The 16,765-nt window shown below is 71.6% G+C and carries 21 protein-coding genes and 1 tRNA gene; 3 read left to right on the plus strand and 19 right to left on the minus strand.

Translation table 11 applies throughout. The features are described 5' to 3' along the window. Positions 1-12: 12 nt before the first annotated feature. From ACFWJX_RS12090 to ACFWJX_RS12100, 3 genes are all read right to left on the minus strand, one after another. A complete protein-coding gene (locus ACFWJX_RS12090) occupies positions 13-834 on the minus strand; it encodes a YceI family protein (protein ID WP_383240591.1) in 822 nt (273 codons plus the stop codon). Positions 835-904: 70 nt separating this feature from the next. After that, a complete protein-coding gene (locus tag ACFWJX_RS12095; RefSeq protein WP_383240594.1) occupies positions 905-3,421 on the minus strand; it encodes an MFS transporter in 2,517 nt (838 codons plus the stop codon). A 13-nt stretch (positions 3,422-3,434) separates the two neighbouring features. After that, a complete protein-coding gene (locus ACFWJX_RS12100) occupies positions 3,435-3,992 on the minus strand; it encodes a MarR family winged helix-turn-helix transcriptional regulator (protein WP_383240597.1) in 558 nt (185 codons plus the stop codon). Between the two features lie 215 nt (positions 3,993-4,207). Here ACFWJX_RS12100 and ACFWJX_RS12105 point away from each other — a divergent pair, with 215 nt between their 5' ends. Further along, entirely contained in the window at positions 4,208-4,405 is a 198-nt protein-coding gene (locus ACFWJX_RS12105) for a hypothetical protein (RefSeq protein ID WP_383240599.1), read from the plus strand. A 498-nt stretch (positions 4,406-4,903) separates the two neighbouring features. On the opposite strand, the gene ACFWJX_RS12110 is transcribed toward ACFWJX_RS12105, so the two are convergent. From ACFWJX_RS12110 to ACFWJX_RS12150, 9 genes are all read right to left on the minus strand, one after another. After that, positions 4,904-5,194 carry a hypothetical protein gene (locus ACFWJX_RS12110; RefSeq protein ID WP_383240602.1) on the minus strand — a complete coding sequence of 97 codons (291 nt, stop codon included), beginning with the start codon at positions 5,192-5,194 and terminating at the stop codon, positions 4,904-4,906. Between the two features lie 507 nt (positions 5,195-5,701). Beyond that, positions 5,702-6,613: an RNA polymerase sigma factor SigF gene (locus ACFWJX_RS12115; RefSeq protein ID WP_383240604.1), complete on the minus strand. Its 912-nt coding sequence runs from the start codon at positions 6,611-6,613 to the stop codon at positions 5,702-5,704. A gap of 358 nt (positions 6,614-6,971) precedes the next feature. Further along, on the minus strand, positions 6,972-7,802 hold the full coding sequence (locus tag ACFWJX_RS12120; RefSeq protein ID WP_383240607.1) for an RNA polymerase sigma factor SigF: 831 nt from the start codon (positions 7,800-7,802) through the stop codon (positions 6,972-6,974). A gap of 175 nt (positions 7,803-7,977) precedes the next feature. After that, complete coding sequence (locus ACFWJX_RS12125) at positions 7,978-8,271, minus strand: Dabb family protein (protein ID WP_383240610.1); 294 nt, start codon at positions 8,269-8,271, stop codon at positions 7,978-7,980. A gap of 35 nt (positions 8,272-8,306) precedes the next feature. Further along, positions 8,307-8,483: a hypothetical protein gene (locus ACFWJX_RS12130; protein ID WP_319263458.1), complete on the minus strand. Its 177-nt coding sequence runs from the start codon at positions 8,481-8,483 to the stop codon at positions 8,307-8,309. A 181-nt stretch (positions 8,484-8,664) separates the two neighbouring features. Next, positions 8,665-8,749 (minus strand) — tRNA-Ser (locus tag ACFWJX_RS12135). Between the two features lie 93 nt (positions 8,750-8,842). Next, on the minus strand, positions 8,843-9,274 hold the full coding sequence (gene tadA, locus ACFWJX_RS12140; protein WP_383240613.1) for a tRNA adenosine(34) deaminase TadA: 432 nt from the start codon (positions 9,272-9,274) through the stop codon (positions 8,843-8,845). A 59-nt stretch (positions 9,275-9,333) separates the two neighbouring features. Next, the gene (locus ACFWJX_RS12145) at positions 9,334-9,885 is read right to left on the minus strand and encodes a hypothetical protein (protein ID WP_383240828.1); all 552 of its coding nucleotides are present in this window, start codon (positions 9,883-9,885) and stop codon (positions 9,334-9,336) included. A 312-nt stretch (positions 9,886-10,197) separates the two neighbouring features. Further along, a complete protein-coding gene (locus ACFWJX_RS12150) occupies positions 10,198-10,416 on the minus strand; it encodes a hypothetical protein (RefSeq protein ID WP_383240616.1) in 219 nt (72 codons plus the stop codon). Positions 10,417-10,554: 138 nt separating this feature from the next. Here ACFWJX_RS12150 and upp point away from each other — a divergent pair, with 138 nt between their 5' ends. Further along, entirely contained in the window at positions 10,555-11,190 is a 636-nt protein-coding gene (gene upp / locus ACFWJX_RS12155; RefSeq protein WP_359063363.1) for a uracil phosphoribosyltransferase, read from the plus strand. Between the two features lie 28 nt (positions 11,191-11,218). Here the strand turns inward: upp and ACFWJX_RS12160 are convergent, their stop codons facing one another. Continuing rightward, positions 11,219-11,860: a LytR C-terminal domain-containing protein gene (locus ACFWJX_RS12160; RefSeq protein WP_383240619.1), complete on the minus strand. Its 642-nt coding sequence runs from the start codon at positions 11,858-11,860 to the stop codon at positions 11,219-11,221. A 124-nt stretch (positions 11,861-11,984) separates the two neighbouring features. After that, complete coding sequence (locus ACFWJX_RS12165) at positions 11,985-12,281, minus strand: type II toxin-antitoxin system VapB family antitoxin (RefSeq protein ID WP_004943146.1); 297 nt, start codon at positions 12,279-12,281, stop codon at positions 11,985-11,987. Between the two features lie 105 nt (positions 12,282-12,386). Here ACFWJX_RS12165 and ACFWJX_RS12170 point away from each other — a divergent pair, with 105 nt between their 5' ends. After that, positions 12,387-13,952, plus strand: coding sequence for a helicase HerA-like domain-containing protein (locus tag ACFWJX_RS12170; RefSeq protein ID WP_383240623.1), 1,566 nt, complete (start codon positions 12,387-12,389; stop codon positions 13,950-13,952). A 19-nt stretch (positions 13,953-13,971) separates the two neighbouring features. Here ACFWJX_RS12170 and ACFWJX_RS12175 read toward each other — a convergent pair whose 3' ends face one another. The 5 genes from ACFWJX_RS12175 to ACFWJX_RS12195 form a co-directional block, all read right to left on the minus strand. Next, positions 13,972-14,109, minus strand: a complete 138-nt coding sequence (locus tag ACFWJX_RS12175) for a hypothetical protein (RefSeq protein ID WP_383240626.1) — start codon at positions 14,107-14,109, stop codon at positions 13,972-13,974. Between the two features lie 66 nt (positions 14,110-14,175). Next, positions 14,176-14,487 (minus strand): hypothetical protein, encoded by a 312-nt coding sequence (locus ACFWJX_RS12180; RefSeq protein WP_383240629.1) that lies wholly within the window; start codon positions 14,485-14,487, stop codon positions 14,176-14,178. A gap of 102 nt (positions 14,488-14,589) precedes the next feature. Beyond that, positions 14,590-15,288, minus strand: coding sequence for an HdeD family acid-resistance protein (locus tag ACFWJX_RS12185; protein WP_383240631.1), 699 nt, complete (start codon positions 15,286-15,288; stop codon positions 14,590-14,592). A gap of 55 nt (positions 15,289-15,343) precedes the next feature. Further along, the gene (locus ACFWJX_RS12190) at positions 15,344-15,937 is read right to left on the minus strand and encodes an HhH-GPD-type base excision DNA repair protein (RefSeq protein WP_383240634.1); all 594 of its coding nucleotides are present in this window, start codon (positions 15,935-15,937) and stop codon (positions 15,344-15,346) included. A 109-nt stretch (positions 15,938-16,046) separates the two neighbouring features. Then, positions 16,047-16,757, minus strand: a complete 711-nt coding sequence (locus ACFWJX_RS12195) for a siderophore-interacting protein (protein ID WP_383240637.1) — start codon at positions 16,755-16,757, stop codon at positions 16,047-16,049. Positions 16,758-16,765 lie beyond the last annotated feature (8 nt).

A 16,765-nucleotide genomic window follows, 5' to 3' on the forward strand; every position in this document is an offset into this window, starting at 1 on the left:
ACCCCGCCGGTCCTACGCCTGCGGCAGCGACTCTCCCTGCACGGCCTGGATGTCCAGCTCGACCTTGAGCGTCGTACCGATCGCGGCGATGCCCGCCTGGACGACCTGGTTGTAGTTGATGGCGAAGTCCTCGCGGTGCAGGTCGGCCGTCGCGCGGAAGGCGGCGCGGGTGCCGCCCCACGGGTCGGCGCCGGTGCCGAGGTAGGCGAGGTCCAGGTCGACGGGCCGGACGATCCCGCGCAGCGACAGGTCGCCGTGGACCGTCCACCGGTCGGGCCCCGCGGCCGTCACGCCGGTCGAGCGGTAGGTGATCTCCGGGTGGGCGTCGACGTCCAGGAAGTCCGCCGAGCGCAGGTGGGTGTCGCGCATGCCGTTGCCGGTGTCGATGGAAGCGGCCCGGATCACCGCCTCCACCCGGGACTTGGTGACGTCGTCCGGGGCGATCTCGACGGACCCGCCGAAGTCGGTGAACCGGCCGCGCACGCTGGAGATGCCCAGGTGCTGGGCGACCGCGCCGACCGTCGAGTGCGCCGGGTCGACGGTCCACGGGCCGGGCGGCGGCAGTTCGGAGCCGCCCTGCCGGGCCAGTGTGACCGTGCCGACCTCGGCCCGGCCGCTCGCGGTGACCAGCGCGCTCGCGGCGGCCGGCGCGTATCCGACGGCGGTGACGATCACGGTGTACGCCCCCGGCACCAGCGGGGTCGCGTCGCGTACGCCGCCCTCCGCGTCGGCCTCGGCGCGCAGCACCTGCGTGCCCGTCATGTCCGTCACCGTGACGACCGCGTGCGACACGGCCCATCCGTCCCGGGTGCGGATCCTCGCGGTCAGTCCCATCTCACGTAACTCCTCGGAGAAGACCGGCCCGTGGCAGGGGAACTCCGCCACGGGCCGGTGCCGTGTCGTGCTACTCGCCGGGGTGGGCGAGTTCGATGTCGTGGCCGTCCAGGCCCGTGCCGGAGACGGTCAGGGCGGTGGCCACCGGCGGGTAGCCGGTCGCGATGACCGTGTACTCGCCGCCGTCGAGGTCGGTGAAGGCGTACGCCCCGTCCGCCCCGGTGGTGGCGGTGCCGACCACGTTGCCCGCCGCGTCGACGAGCGTCACCCGCGCGTCGGCCAGCGGACCGTACGGCGCCCGGACGACGCCCTGGACCTGTGCCCCGGCGTCGAGGACCAACTCCACGCGGGTCACACCGGTCACGCCCACCTCGACGGGCAGGGCGCGCGGCCGGAACCCTTCGGCGTTCACCGCGACGGTCACGGCACCCGGCACCAGCTCCGTGAAGGCGAACTCGCCCTGCTCGCCGGTGGTGCCGGTGGCCAGCAGATCGCCGCGCACATCGGTGACGATGACCATGGCGTCCTTGACGGGCTCGCCCGACTCGGCGGCCCGCACGACACCGCCGAGCCCGCTGGTCCCGCTGAGCAGGATGTCGTACGCGACCGGCTCGCCGTTGACGACGATCGTGGACGCCTGCGGCTGGAACCCGTCGGCGGAGGCGATCAGGACGTACGACCCCGTGCCCGGCGCGTCCAGCCCGTAGGAGCCGTCGGCCTGCGCGACCGAGCGGCCCAGCTGACGGCCCGCGAGGGAGATCAGCGTGACGGCGGCCTGCGGGACGGGCGCGCTCTCGGCACCGCGGACGAAACCGCGGACCGGGATGCCGCCCGAGGAGGCCGCGGGGGCGTCGGCGGTCGCGGCGGCCGCGAGCCGCTGGGTGCCCTCGGGACCGCCCTCGACGGCGGAGCCGACACCGGCGAGGACCTTGTCACCCGCGGGAGCCTGTGCCCGCGCCTCGGTCCCGGCCGGAGCCTCGGCGGGGGTGGCCTCCGAGGCCGTCTGCGCCAGCGCGCCCCTGGTCTTCAACGGGACCTCCTTGATGAACAGGGTGATGAGGAGGGCCAGCAGGGCCATGGCGGCGGCGATCAGGAAGACGTCCGCGATGCCGTGGCCGTACGCGCTCTCCATGACCGTGCGCAGCGGCAGCGGCAGCTCGTCCATGTCGGGGATGGTGTCCCCCGAGCTGGAACCGGCGGCGACGGAGGCGTAGTCGGGGCCGAGGCCCGCGATGCCGTCCTGGGCGTAGTCGCCGATGCGGTTGGCCATGACGGCGCCCAGCGCCGAGACGCCCATCGCACCGCCGAGGGAACGGAAGAAGGTGACCGTGGAGCTGGCCGCGCCGAGATCGCTCGGGGCGACCTGGTTCTGCGTGGACAGCACCAGGTTCTGCATCATCATGCCGATGCCGAGGCCCAGCAGGGCCATGAAGACGGCAGTCTTCCAGTACGGGGTGTCGTAGCGGATGGTGCCCAGCAGGCCGAGGCCCGCCGTGATGAGCACACCCCCGCCGACCAGCCAGGCCTTCCACTTGCCGGTGCGGGTGATGAGCTGCCCGGACACGGTGGAGGAGATGAACAGTCCGGCGATCATCGGGATCGTCAGCACACCGGACATGGTCGGCGACTCGTCACGGGCCAGCTGGAAGTACTGGGCGAAGAAGACCGTGCCGGAGAACATCGCGACGCCGACGAACATCGATGCGGCGGAGGACAGCGTGATGGTGCGGTTGCGGAAGAGGCGCAGCGGGATGATCGGCTCGCTGGCCCTCGACTCGACGAACACGAAGACCAGCCCGAGCGCGATCGAGCCCGCGACCATCGCGTACGTCTGCCAGGACAGCCACTCGTACTTGTCACCGGCGAAGGTGACCCAGACCAGCAGCAGCGAGACCGCGGCCGAGATGAAGAACGCGCCGGCCCAGTCGACCTTGACGTCCCGCTTCACGACGGGCAGGTGCAGGGTCTTCTGGAGCACGATCAGCGCGATGACGGCGAAGGGAACGCCGACGTAGAAGCACCAGCGCCAGCCCAGCCAGCTGGTGTCGGTGATGACACCGCCGAGCAGCGGGCCACCGACGGTTGCGACGGCGAAGGTCGCGCCGAGGTAGCCGGAGTAACGGCCGCGCTCACGCGGGGAGATCATCGCGGCCATGACGATCTGCGCGAGGGCCGAGAGGCCGCCCACGCCGACGCCCTGGACGACACGGCAGGCGATCAGCATGCCGGGGTTCTGCGACAGACCGGCGGCAGCCGATCCGAGCACATAGATGACGAGCGCTATCTGGACGAGCGCCTTCTTGTCGTACAGGTCCGCGAGCTTGCCCCAGAGGGGGGTCGTCGCGGTCATCGCGAGCAGGGTGGCGGTGACGACCCAGGTGTAGGCGGACTGGCCGCCGCCGAGGTCGCCGATGATCTCCGGGAGGGCGTTCGAGACGATCGTGGACGACAGGATCGCCACGAACATGCCGAGGAGCAGTCCGGAGAGGGCCTCCATGATCTGCCGGTGGGTCATCGGAGCGTCGCCGGCGGACCCTCCGCCGTGCTTCGCGTGAGCCCGCACACCGGCTGGTGTGGTCGTTGCCATGGGCTTCCTTCTCTTACGTCGCTTGTGCGGGTGTACGGGTGGTCTGTTCACCTGACGGTCCACGTGGGGGTTCGCTCACGGGAACGGGAGCGGGGACCGGAGGGGGAACGGGAGGCGGCCGGTGGGGCCGGTGCGTGGTGGACCGGCAGTCGCCGAAGCTGGCGCGCAACCGGGTCATCAGCCCGATGAGCTGGCCGACCTCGTCGTCGGTCCAGTCGCTCAGCCGCTCCGCCAGCAGATCGGTGCTGCGCCGGGTCAGCTCGGCGAGCATCGCGTGGCCCTCGGGGGTGATGTGCAGGATGCGCGAGCGCTTGTCCGCCGGGTCCGGGGACCGCTCGATCCAGCCCCGCTCGGCGAGGTGCGCGGCGTGCCGGCTGGTCACCGACATGTCCACGGCCAGCAGCTCGGACAGGGCGCTCATCCGCAGGTCACCGTGACGGTCGAGCAGCGTCAGCACACCCGCCGAGCCCGGCGAGCAGTCGGCCGGCAGTATCCGTCCGAGGTCCCGCTTCACGGCTCCGACGGCGCTGAGCTGACGCGCCAGCTCCTCGAACTGCGCCTGCCCGGCCATCACACCTCCCGTGTTCGTTGCTTAGGGCAACCATAGAAGCGCTTGGTTGCTACAGGCAAACAAATCGAGGGCGAGGGCCGCAAAAAGTTGGCAAAGGCAAGTATTGCGAACGTAAATGCCCAGGTGGCAGCGGTCCCCCATGGCCGCGTCCCGAGCGGACCGGAGCACGCCCCCCGCTTGGGTCCCCCCGGCCACTTTCGCTAGTGTCTCGGGGCATGGCTAACACGCAGGGCCCCCAGGGCACCAACGACCCCGCCGGCAGCACCCAGATGTTCCGAGCGTTCGTCGACGAGGGCACCCCCCAGGCCTCCCGCCCGGCCCCCGCTCCGACCGGCTCCCGCCTCGGCCTGATCCTCGGCATCGTCGCGGCGGTCGCGATCGTGGCGGCGGTGGCTTGGCTGGCGCTCAAGTAACGGACGGCGGCACGCGCCTCGGCCGCGCGGGGCCTCGGCCGCGCGGGGCCTCGGCGGCGCCGGTGCGGGGTGCGGGTTGGTGGTACGGGGCCCCGGCGCGGGCGCGTATCGGCGGAGTCTGCGCGGGGTGCGGCTTCGGCGTACGGGTCTCGGCGGAGTCTGCGCGGGGTGCGGCTTCGGCGTACGGGTCTCAGCGGCTCTGACGCGGGGCGCGCCTTGGTGGTACGGGCCTCAGAGGGTCCCGCGCGGGGCACGCCAGCCCAGATCAGGCGCGCTCAGGCGACCAGGGGGCGCTCCCCAGGACATACGCGTCGGCCACGCCCACCGTGCCCGTTCCTGCCCGGGTCCGTTCCCGCCCGGTCCGTTCCCGCCCTGGGTCCGTTCCCGCCCCCGGGTCCGTTCCCGCCCCGGGTCCGTACCTGCCCTGGGTCCGTACCTGCCCTGGGTCCGCACCCGCCCCGGTCCGCACCCGCCCCGCCCCCGGTCAAACCGACGGAGTCACTCCCACCGCACCGACACGTCCCGTGTCTCCACGTGCATGCCCAGGGGGACGCGCCAGGCGTCCACGCACACCGTCCAGGTGCCGCGCTCGCGGGCGCCAGGGGCGATCGGCGTGGGGAGGTCCTGCGTGGACTCGATCGTCGCCCAGTCGATGCCCAGGGCGCCGATGATGTGCGTTCCCAGGGTCACCGAACCCGAACGGACCGCCGTACCACCGGAGTTGTGGAAGGTGAGCGTCACCTGCTCGCACCACCGGCGGTCCGTGGCGGTGCGTTCGGGCTCGCCCACGTCCAGGACGGCAGGGCCGGCGGATGGCACCGTGGGTGAAACCGGCACCGAAGACGGGGACTTGGAGGGGCCGGCGGATGCCTGGGGCGGGACAGGGCTGGTCCGCACTCCGGGCGACGACGGTCGCGGGTCCGGGGACGGAGGCGGGGTCGGCGGGGCGCCGCTCGTCGGCGGCCGGGGCCTCGGGTCGGCCTCGCCCGAGGGCGATGACCCGGACTCCCCGTCGTCCAGCGGTATCAGCCGCACCCCGGCCGTGGGCGGCGCCGCGGCTCCCGAGGGACCCGGTGCCGCGCCTGTCGCCACGTAACCCCCGTCCTGGCCGCCGCCTCCCGCGGCCAGGAGTCCGAGTCCTCCCGTACACATGACGACGGCCGCCGACGCGCCCAGTACGGCGCCCCGGCGGCCCTGTGTCCACGTTGGCCGGCGCATCGCGCCAGTGTGGCTGACGGTTCGTCAGGAAGGAACCCCGCGGACGGGCACGGACCCGGCAGGGGCCCGCTCGGTGGCTCAGTCGGAGATCAGGCCCTCGCGGAGCTGGGACAGCGTGCGCGTGAGGAGGCGTGAGACGTGCATCTGGGAGATGCCGACCTCCTCGCCGATCTGCGACTGCGTCATGTTGGCGAAGAAGCGCAGCATGATGATCCGCCGCTCGCGCGGTGGCAGCTTGGCCAGCAGGGGCTTCAGCGACTCGCGGTACTCCACGCCCTCCAGTGCCGTGTCCTCGTAGCCGAGGCGGTCGGCGAGGGAGCCCTCGCCGCCGTCGTCCTCGAGGGCCGGGGAGTCGAGGGAGGAGGCCGTGTACGCGTTGCCGACGGCCAGGCCGTCGACCACGTCCTCCTCGGACACGCCCAGGACGACGGCCAGTTCGGCCACCGTCGGTGAGCGGTCCAGCTTCTGGGCGAGTTCGTCGCTGGCCTTGGTGAGGGCCAGCCGCAGCTCCTGGAGGCGGCGCGGGACGCGCACCGACCACGAGGTGTCGCGGAAGAAGCGCTTGATCTCGCCCACGACCGTCGGCATCGCGAAGGTCGGGAACTCGACGCCCCGTTCGCAGTCGAAGCGGTCGATCGCCTTGATCAGGCCGATGGTGCCGACCTGGACGATGTCCTCCATCGGCTCGTTGCGCGAGCGGAAGCGTGCTGCCGCGTACCGCACGAGCGGGAGGTTCAGCTCGATGAGCGTGTCCCGGACGTACGCGCGCTCGGGGCTCTCCTCGTCGAGCGCGGCCAGCCGCAGGAACAGGGAGCGGGACAGGGTGCGGGTGTCGATGGCCCCCGTGGCCGGAAGGGCCGGGACGGGAGCGGCCTCGAGGGCCGTGACGGCGTCGAGCACGTCGGGCTCGACGGGCGTGACGGGCTCGGTGGGCGCGGACTCGCTCTTTGTGAGCATGAGCACCTTCGAGCTGCCCTGGTCTGCGGACATGCCACCCCCTTTGGGTCGCGGGACGGTCGTGACGAACGCTCCGGATCGAGGAACGCCAGCCTTCACCTGAATACCGGAGCCGAAGCCCTGGCAAACGCGCTTCCGGCAGAATGTCACATGTCGGCAACACGCTGTAGTGACATGTCGACATGTGAGTCACGAATCAGCCCTGGAAAGAGGGGGTGTGACGGTGTTTCAGCACAGTTCGGACAGGAAGCGCCCCGCTGAGTGATTCGCCCATGGCGGTGATGGATCGATCCCGCGTTCGGTTACGCGTCTTCACCCCGAAGGAGTACTCCTGAAGGAGTACCCCCGAAGGGCTACCCCGAGGGTTGCGGGCCACCCCCGCCGAGGCCCCTCAGGCGTCGATGCGGTTCGCCGACCGCAGCCGCTGGAAGCTGCGGGCCAGGAGGCGTGAGACGTGCATCTGGGAGACCCCGAGTTCCGCGCTGATCTGGGACTGGGTCAGATTGCTGTAGTAGCGCAGCAGCAGGATCCGCTGCTCGCGTTCGGGGAGCTGGACCAGGAGGTGGCGGACCAGGTCGCGGTGCTCCACCCCGTCCAGCGCCGGGTCCTCGTAGCCGAGCCGGTCCAGCAGGCCGGGCAGCCCGTCGCCCTCCTGCGCGGCCTCCAGGGAGGTCGCGTGGTACGAGCGGCCGGCCTCGATGCAGGACAGCACCTCGTGCTCGGGGATCCGCAGCCGCTCGGCGATCTCGGCGGTGGTCGGCGTACGGCCGAAGGCGGTGGTCAGGTCCTCGGTCGCGCTGTTGACCTGCACCCACAGCTCGTGCAGCCGGCGCGGTACGTGGACGGTGCGCACGTTGTCGCGGAAGTACCGCTTGATCTCGCCCACGACCGTCGGCATGGCGAAGGTCGGGAACTGCACGCCCCGGTCGGGGTCGAAGCGGTCGATGGCGTTGATCAGGCCGATGGTGCCGACCTGGACGACGTCCTCCATCGGCTCGTTGCGGGAGCGGAAGCGTCCGGCGGCGTAGCGGACGAGCGGAAGGTTGGCCTCGATGAGCGCCCCGCGCACGCGGTCGTGCTCCGGCGTGCCCGGCTGGAGGTTCTTCAGCTGGCCGAAGAGCACCTGGGTCAGTGCCCGGGTGTCCGCGCCGCGGCGCCGCTCGGGCGTCGTCGGGGTGGGTGCCTCTTCCTGAGGCGGCGCAGTACTGGCCGGCACGGTCAACGCCACCTCTTCATCAGGTCAACTTCGGTCAACTCATCCATCAAAAGCGGTCATAGCATCACAAGACATGTGCACTGTGTGCAAGCACCCCATAACACCGTGTTGAGGGAGAAGTTGGGCGCAGGACGCGCGAAAGCCCCCCGCCCGTTCCGGCGGAGGGCTCAGTGGGGGCGCTTCAGAACGCGTAGTCGGCGACCACCCAGGTGGCGAACTCGCGCCAGAGGGCGACGCCGGCCTGGTGCGCCGGGTGTTCGATGTACCGCTTGAGGGCGTCCGCGTCCTCGACCGCCGAGTTGATCGCGAAGTCGTAGGCGATGGGCCGGTCGCTGATGTTCCAGCCCAGCTCCCAGAAGCGCAGCTCCTCGATCTGCCCGCCCAGGGCGCGGAAGGCCGCTTCGCCCTCCGTCACCCGGGGGTCGTCGCGGGTGACGCCCTCGTTGAGCTTGAAGAGGACCAGATGGCGGATCAAGGGCACTCCCAGTGGCTACTGCCGCGCAGCGCCTTCTACTTCGCTCCGTCGGCGAGCCAGGTGAAGAAGTCGCCGATGGCGCTGGCGGCGTCCGATATGCCCTCGAAGCCTATCTGGACGTAGTCCGCCGCCTTCTCCGGGTCCGTGATGATCACGTAGAGCACGAAGACCACGAGTGCGTAGACGGCGATCTTCTTTGCGTTCACCGCCACCGCGGCCTCCCTCTGAGTACTGCCCCTAGGGCCCCCTGTTGCCGGCCGCGAGTGTAACCCTCACATCATTTTTCCTGACCAACGCCACGACCGGCGGGGCGTTTTCGGGGGGTACGCGGCATCGGCCGTACAGCAAGACACCCCCTGACCCGTGTCGCCACGGTTCAGGGGGTGTCATCAGCGGTAGCGGAGGGATTTGAACCCTCGGTGACTTGCGCCACACTCGCTTTCGAGGCGAGCTCCTTCGGCCGCTCGGACACGCTACCGAGAGAGACCTTACAACAAGGTGAGCCCCGCTTTGAAATCGGATTCCGCGGGAGGATTCGCGGAAGGACCAGCGGCAGCTGTCGGCGGAGGAATCAGCGGGAGCGGAAGAACTCGGTGAGCAGCCCGGCGCAGTCCTCGGCGAGGACGCCCTCGATCACCTCGGGGCGGTGGTTGAGCCGCCGGTCGCGGACGACGTCCCAGAGGGAGCCGGCCGCGCCCGCCTTGTCGTCGCGGGCGCCGTAGACGACCCGGTCCACGCGGGACTGGACGAGCGCGCCCGCGCACATCGTGCACGGTTCCAGCGTCACGACGAGCGTGCAGCCCGTCAGTCGCCACTCCCCGGTCCGCGCGGCGGCCCGCCGCAGGGCGAGCACCTCCGCGTGGGCCGTGGGGTCGCCGCCCGCCTCGCGTTCGTTGTGGCCGGTCGCGAGGACGGTGGTGCCGTCGGCGCCCAGGACGACGGCGCCGACGGGTACGTCGCCGCCGCGGGCGGCCAGCGCGGCCTCGTCCAGGGCGAGCCGCATCGCGGCCCGCCATCGGTCACGTACGGGGTCGGCGGACCGGCCCCCCTCGGTCGGTGCGGTCAGCGGACGGTCTCCAGGACCTCCGAGGCCCCGAGGGACTCGGCGATCTCGGTGAGCGCGTCCGAGGACAGCGACTTCAGTTCCTTCTCGCCGACGCCGAGGTCGTCGAGGATGCCGGCGTCGCCGACGGGGCCGTGCGGCACCGCCTCGGCCGGACCGGCGCTCGCCACGCCGTCCTCGTCGTCGTCCCCTTCGTCGTTCTCGTCGTCACCGTCCTCGGTGCCGTCGAGGTCGAGGTCGAGGGCGTCCAGGTCGTCGGCGTCGCCCGGATCTCGGCCGAGCAGTTCGTCGGTGAGCAGGATCTCGCCGTAGGAACTGCGGGCGGCGGCGCTCGCGTCGGAGACGAAGATGCGCGGGTCCTCCTCGCCGTCGATGCGGACGACCCCGAACCAGGAGTCCTCCTGCTCGATCAGCACGAGGACGGTGTCCTCGTCGGGAGAGGCTTCCCGGGCCAGGTCGGCCAGATCCGACAGGGTTTCCACATCGTCGAGCTCTGTGTCGCTCGCTTCCCACCCGTCTTCGGTGCGCGCGAGCAGTGCGGCGAAGTACACCGTGACTCTCCCACTGGTCATAGGCGTGCCGGTTGGGGGTCCCCCCGGCGGAGGTTGCGGGCGGAGAGAGCTAATGCGCTCCGAGCCCCACCCACTCGGAATCGTGGCAGAAACAAGGCGTCCAGGGGACGTCTTCGGCTCCCTGTGTCCGGACGTTTTGATCGCGGTTCCACGGGGACGTCCGCGAGCAACTCACCAGCGCACTCGTTGCCACCACCGCGGATCGTACGCGGCTTTGCCATACGGCCACGCATGCCCACCCCGTAACTCGCGCGCCGTCGGCGATCTTCCCGACGGGCACCGGGCGGGCGGCTACCAGCGGAATGTGCGCATGCGCATCGCGTGTCGGAGCCGGGCGGTCTTGGCGCGGCGCGGCTGGACGCGGTCGCGCAGTTCCCGGGCCTCGGCGAGGTCGCGCAGGAACTGGGCGCGTCGCCGGCGGCGCTCGCCCTCGGTCTCCGGAGGCCCCTCCGACGGCTTGTCCGACGGCTCCTCCGGTCGCGGCGCCGCACGCTCTGGCAGGTCAGCCATTGGTCCACCACCCTGGTCCGTGTCCACCCACCTTCCCTGCGAAGGGCGGTTTGATGCCCACGGAAACCGGAGCCCTGGGGCAGAGGCTCACTGTGTGTGGGGACGCCGGGCCGTTCGGGCGCGGTTACTGTTGTGGACATGCGTCTCCACGTCGTCGACCACCCCCTGGTCGCCCACAAGCTCACCACGCTGCGCGACCGCCGCACGGACTCCGCGACCTTCCGTCGCCTCGCCGACGAGCTGGTCACCCTGCTCGCCTACGAGGCCACGCGGGACGTGCGTACCGAGCAGGTCGACATCGTGACGCCGGTCGCCGGCACCACCGGCGTCAAGCTCGCCCGTCCGCGTCCGCTGGTGGTGCCGATCCTGCGGGCCGGTCTCGGCATGCTGGACGGCATGGTCCGGCTGCTGCCGACCGCGGAGGTCGGCTTCATGGGCATGATCCGTGACGAGACGACGCTCCAGGCCTCCACGTACGCCACCCGCATGCCGGAGGACCTGTCCGGCCGTCAGGTGTACGTCCTGGACCCGATGCTGGCCACCGGCGGCACGCTGGTCGCGGCGATCCGCGAGCTGATCCGGCGGGGCGCCGACGACGTCACCGCGGTGGTGCTGCTGGCCGCGCCCGAGGGCGTGGAGATCATGGAGCGCGAGCTGGCGGGTTACCCGGTCACCGTCGTCACGGCGGCCGTCGACGACCACCTCAACGAGCACGGCTACATCGTCCCGGGCCTGGGCGACGCGGGCGACCGCCTGTACGGCGCGGCCGAGTAGTACGCGCCGTACCTGAGGGGTACGGCGCTCAGCAGTCCTTCTTCGTGGTCGCCGTCGGTTTCGGCGCGGCCAGGGCCGTGAGTGCCCTGGCCGCCTCCGGTTGGCTGGTCAGCGTCTTGAAGCCGTTGCCGATGATCAGGTCGATCGTGGTGCCCTTGTGGGCGGCGTCGGTGCGGCGCTCGGCGGTGGTGAGCTGGGTGGCCAGGACCGGCAGCGAGGTGTTGAGGGACGACGCGGGGCCGAGCAGCACGCCGGTGCCGGTGACCTTCTTGTCGTACTGCGGACCGGCGTTGCCCACCTCGCCGATCCGGAAGCCGCGCTTCTTGAGTTCGTCGGCGGTGGTCTTGGCGAGGCCGCTGCGGGTGGTGGCGTTGAAGACGTTCACGGTGATCTGCGCGGGCTTCGGCAGCACGGCCGGGGACGCGGTGGCCGCGGGGCTCGCCTTGGTCAGGCAGCCGGCCTTCGTCCCGGCCGCCGACGCGGTGCCCCCGCCGCCGGTGAAGACGTCGATGAGCTGAAGGGTTCCCCAGCCGGCCACACCGAGCACGGCTCCGCAGGCGACGACCGCGCCGACCAGCCTGCCGCGTCGCCGGTGCGGGCGCATCCGGGGGTACTTGTCCCCCGTGATCCGGTATTGGCCGCCCATGCCGGGGGGAGTCAGCATGCTCATGAGCGCAGCGTAGTGCGCCGGGGCGGCCATGCCTACTAGATGATCATTCGACAGCGCGCAGAGCACCCGAAAGGGCCAACCGGCGCGGGGCCGGGAAGTGACGGGTGGGTGCCTCGGGGCCGGCTCAGTCCAGTTCGAGCACGCGCGCGTGGAGCACCTGGCGCTGCTGGAGCGCGGCCCGGACCGCGCGGTGCAGGCCGTCCTCCAGATACAGGTCGCCCTGCCACTTCACGACATGCGCGAAGAGGTCGCCGTAGAACGTCGAGTCCTCCGCGAGCAGGGTTTCCAGGTCGAGCTGCTGCTTGGTGGTCACCAGCTGATCGAGGCGGACCGGGCGCGGCGCGACGTCCGCCCACTGCCGGGTGCTTTCCCGGCCGTGGTCGGGGTACGGCCGGCCGTTTCCGATGCGCTTGAAGATCACACGGAAAGCCTACCGGTCCAGACGTTCCGGGCGCAGCCATGGCGGCGGAGTGCGAGTCTGGAAAAGAAGTGACGAACAGGTCCATAACGGAACGAGGGGCTGTCGATGAGTCTGCCGCCGAGCGCCGCCGGGGTCGCCGCCGGGTACGCCTTCACCGGCCCCGCACTCGATCTCGGCGCCCTGCTGTGGGACGGGAGCTGTCTGCCCGGGGCGCAGGTCCGCGTCCCGCTGCCCATGCTCAACCGGCACGGTCTGGTCGCGGGCGCCACCGGCACCGGCAAGACCAAGACGCTCCAGCTCATCGCCGAGCAGCTCTCCGCGCAAGGGGTGCCGGTCTTCCTCGCCGACGTCAAGGGAGACCTGTCCGGGATCTCCGCGCCGGGCGTCTCGAACGCCAAGGTCGCCTCCCGCTCCGCGGAGGTCGGACAGGAGTGGGCGGGCACCGGCTTCCCGGCCGAGTTCTACGCCCTCGGCGGCCTCGGTCACGGCATCCCGCTGCGGGCCACGATCACCAGCTTCGGCCCGCTGCTGCTGTCCAAGGTGCTCCAGCTCAACCAGACCCAGGAACAGTCTCTCGGCCTGGTCTTCCACTACGCCGACCAGAAGGGCCTGGAGCTGGTCGACCTGAAGGACCTGCGGTCGGTCGTCGCCTTCCTGGCCTCCGACGAGGGCAGGAGCGAGCTGAAGGGCATCGGCGGTCTGTCGGCGGCCACGGCCGGTGTGATCCTGCGGTCCCTCACCGCCTTCGAGGCGCAGGGCATGTCCGACTTCTTCGGCGAACCGGAGTTCGACACGGCCGGGTTCCTGCGTACGGCGGACGACGGCCGAGGGATCGTCTCCGTCCTCGAACTGCCCGCCGTCCAGGACAAGCCGCAACTGTTCTCCACCTTCCTCATGTGGCTCCTGGCCGACCTCTTCCACGACCTTCCCGAAGTCGGCGAAGCCGACAAGCCCAAGCTCGTCTTCTTCTTCGACGAGGCGCATCTCCTCTTCGACGACGCCTCGAAGGCATTCCTCGACGCCATCACCCGGACCGTGCGGCTCATCCGCTCCAAAGGGGTCGGCGTGTTCTTCGTCACGCAGACCCCGAAGGACGTGCCCGGCGAAGTCCTCGCCCAGTTGGGCAACCGCGTCCAGCACGCCCTGCGGGCCTTCACCCCGGACGACCAGAAGGCCCTCAGGGCCACGGTGAGGACCTTCCCCGACTCCGCCTACGACCTGGAGGAACTCCTCACCGGCCTGGGCACCGGCGAAGCCGTCGTCACCGTCCTCAGCGAGAACGGCGCCCCTACACCGGTCGCCGCGACCCGGCTGCGGGCCCCCGAGTCCCTGATGGGCCCGGTCGACGGGACGGCCCTGGACCGGGCGGTGCGGGAATCCGCGTTGTACGGGCGCTATGCACAGGCTGTGGACAGGGAGTCGGCGCACGAGAAGCTGGCGGCGCGGGCCGCCGAGGACGTCGTACCGGCGGAGCGGGCCGCCCGCGAGGAAGCCGGGAAGGCGGGGAAGCCGGGGAAGGCCGAGGCGTCGCGGCGGCGCGGGGAGGACCGTTCCGTCGTCGAACAGGTCGTCGGCAGCGGGATGTTCAAGTCGCTGGCCCGGTCCGTCGGTACGCAGATCGGGCGGGAGATCACGCGCTCGCTGTTCGGCACCGCACGGCGGAGGCGGTAGGCCCGCCTCCGCCGGCGCGTCAGCGACCCCGGTCGTTCTCCGGGACCGGCCGCGCCTTCTGCCGGTCGGTGATGTCGGTCCGCGGTTTCGTCGGCGTACTGCGGGCGGCCTCCGCGCGCACCAGGGCGCGCAGGATCGCGTACGGGTCTGTCGGCATCGCTTGGGTCCTTCTGTCTCTCGAAGCGTCGAACTGACGGGTCCTCCTCGGGGTGGAGCGAGCCCGTCAGCAGCGCAGGACCACCGTGCGCCGGGTGTCCAGGGGATCCAGGGGGTGCGGCGGCCGGGGCGGCGCGGGGAGCGTGCGGCCGGGCGGGACGGCGGATGCCGGGGCCGGGCGGGGGTCCGCGGCGCGGCGGGCGGCGGCCCTGGTGGGGCGCAGGGCGTCGAGGGCGTCGTACTCGGCGGTCTCCGCGGTGGCCACCGACGGCGGCGCGGACACCGCGGCGGGCGCGGCCGGTACCAGGACGGCGAGGAGCAGCACGAGGATCCGCAGCCAGGAGCGCCGGCGCGGGAGGGTTCTTGCGGTGCTGCTCATGGCAGGTCATCTGCCCGCGACACGCCCGGCGTTCAGCACACCGGGCGCCAGAATCGCCCGTTCGGAGCACGTCCGGGGCTCACCGGCGGATCGCCAAGCGGCTCACAGGGGGCGGGGGACCTGCTCCGCCCGGCCCCGGATGCGCAGCCCGGTGATGATCTCGACCACGCCGACCACCACCAGCCAGATGCCGCCCACGAGGGTGAGGACGGCGACCGATTCCAACGGGGAGTCGATCAGGACGACCCCGGCGACGAAGGTGACGATCCCGAGGAAGATCTGCCAGCCGCGCGCGGGCATGCCCCGGTCGGAGACGGCGGCCAGGGTCTGGGTGATCCCGCGGATCACCCAGCCGATGCCGATCCACAGGGCCAGCAACAGGATCGACTGCATCGGGCCGCGGAAGCAGAACAGGCCCAGCAGGAGCGACAGGGCCCCGCTGACGAAGGCCAGCACGCGCAGCGAGGTCGTCTTGTGGGTGCCGAAGGCCGCGACGAGCTGGAGGACGCCGCTGACGACGAGGTGGACGCCGAAGAGGACGCCGGCCGCGAACAGCGAGGCGCCCGGCCAGACCAGGACCAGGATGCCGAGGACCAGCGACGCGACCCCGGTGAGCAGGACGACCTGCCAGGCCGCGCGGGACAGGGCGTGCAGCGGGCCCTCGAACGGCGGTTCGGGTTCGTGCCGGTGCGGTGAGGCCGCGTGCGGTGGGGCCGCGTGCGTGGGCATGGCGTGCTGGGAGTGGACTCTGCGGTCGTCGTACTCCGGGTCCCAGGGGGAGCCGGTGGGAGGCTCGGTCATGGACCCAGCTCAGTCCCGGTGGAGGCGGCCCGCCACCCGGGCCGGGCCGGGCGGCTTACCCCTCGGCGGTCTTCGCCGCCTTGGCCGCCGCTTTCATCTCCTGCTTGTGCGCCCGCACCTTGACCAGCGACTCCGGGCCGGTGATGTCGGCGACGGACCGGAAGGACTTCGCCTCACCGTAGGCGCCGGCCGCCTCCCGCCACCCCTGCGGGCGGACGCCGAGCTGCTTGCCCAGCAGGGCCAGGAAGATCTGCGCCTTCTGCTTGCCGAAGCCGGGCAGCTCCTCCAGCCGTTTCAGCAGCTCCGCGCCGGTGGGCACACCGTCCCAGACGGCGCTCGCGTCACCGTCGTAGTGCTCGACGAGGTACTGGCACAGCTGCTGGATCCGCTTGGCCATCGAACCCGGGTAGCGGTGCACGGCCGGCTTCTCCGACAGCAGGGCGGTGAAGGCCTCGGGGTCGCGGGCGGCGATGTCGTGCGCGTCGAGATCGTCCGCGCCGAGCCGGTCGGCGATGGTCCGGGGTCCCTTGAACGCCCACTCCATCGGAACCTGCTGGTCCAGCAGCATCCCGACCAGCGCGGCGAGCGGGGACCGGCCCAGAAGCTCATCGGCCTCGGGTTCCTGGGCGAGGTGAAGGGTGACGTCCATACCCTCGATCATGCCGCGCGGGGGGATGGGACGCGCGTTCGCCCCGACCCCGGCCCGCCGGTTGGGCCCGGCCCCGCCCGTCACTCCCGCAGTCGGCCCGTCCGGCCCGTCAGCCGACCCGCCAGTACCCCAGCGCGTGCGTCCGCTCCTTGGGAACAGCCAGGTCCTTGCGGACGTACGCCGACAGGGTGCGGGTGGTCCGGGTGTCGCAGGCGATCCAGACGTACGGGTCCGCGGTGGCCGCCAGGAGGGCGGGCAGCTCGGTCATCACCCGGTCGATCAGCTCGGTGCGGGGGGTGCGGCGGAGGTCGTGCCGGGCCGGGTCGGTGCGGAAGGGGAGGTCCTCCCCGCCGCCCTCGAACCAGATGGTGGCCGGTGCGGAGTCGAGGGCGTCGAGGAGGGAGTTGATCGCGGGGAGCGAGGCGGGGTCGCCGATCGCGAGGATGTGGGAGGGGGGCGGGGCGGGTTCGGCGAAGCCCGTGCCCTGGACGGTGGCCTCGATGCTGTCGCCCGGCTTCGCGGCCCGCGCCCAGTCGCTGGCGGCGCCCTCGTGCAGGGCGAACTCGAGGGAGAAGGTGCCGGCCGCCGGGTCGGGGTCGACCAGCGTGTAGGCCCGCTGGTGCGGCTTGCCCGCGTCGGTGAACCACAGCCGCACCCACATCGTGGGGTGGACGCCGGTCGCGGCGAGCAGCCCGCCGTCGGTGAGGTGCAGCCTCCGGTACTCCGGGGTGACCTCCTCGGCCCCCGTGACGGTCAGGGTGAAGTCCTTCGCCCGCATCAACTTGAGGACCGCGCCCTCCCAGCCCCTCCCCTGCGCCATGCCTCTTC

It is taken from the genome of Streptomyces sp. NPDC058335, from assembly GCF_042723915.1.
Taxonomy (GTDB): Bacteria; Actinomycetota; Actinomycetes; order Streptomycetales; family Streptomycetaceae; genus Streptomyces.